The organism is Desertibacillus haloalkaliphilus (assembly GCF_019039105.1).
Classification (GTDB): domain Bacteria; phylum Bacillota; class Bacilli; order Bacillales; family KJ1-10-99; genus Desertibacillus; species Desertibacillus haloalkaliphilus.
The window spans coordinates 1-406 of sequence record NZ_JAHPIV010000222.1; the positions used below are offsets into that span (position 1 = coordinate 1).

General features: G+C 52.2%; 1 protein-coding gene. It reads left to right on the forward strand.

Annotated elements, in window-relative coordinates; genetic code table 11:
• Positions 1-406: hypothetical protein (locus KH400_RS29850; RefSeq protein ID WP_217228168.1), on the forward strand; the 406-nt coding region annotated here is incomplete at both ends.

The window sequence follows — 406 nt, forward strand, 5'->3', positions numbered from 1 at the left end:
GAGGAAGAGGAAGAGGGGGAGAAGAGAAAGGGGGAAAAAAGGGGGAAAGGGAAGGGGAAGAAGAAAAAGGGGAAAGGAAAAGGAAGAGGGGAAGAGGGGGAGGGAAAAGAGGAGGGGGGAAAGGAGGGAGGGGAAGGAAAAAAAGGAAGAAAGGGGGAAGGAAGAAAGAGGGAGAGGGGGAGAGAGGGGGAGAAAAAGGAAAAAAGGAAGGAAGGGGAGGGAAAGGGGGGGGGAAAGAAAAGAGGAAGGAAAAGGGAGAGGGGGGAGGGAAAAAGAGAAGAGAAAGGGGGAGAGGGGGGGAAAGGGGGAGAAGAAGGAGGAGAAGGAGAAAAAAGAGGGAAGGGAAAAGAGAGGGAAGAAGAAGGGGGGAAGGGGAAAAAAGAAAAAAAAGGGGGAGAGAAAAGAG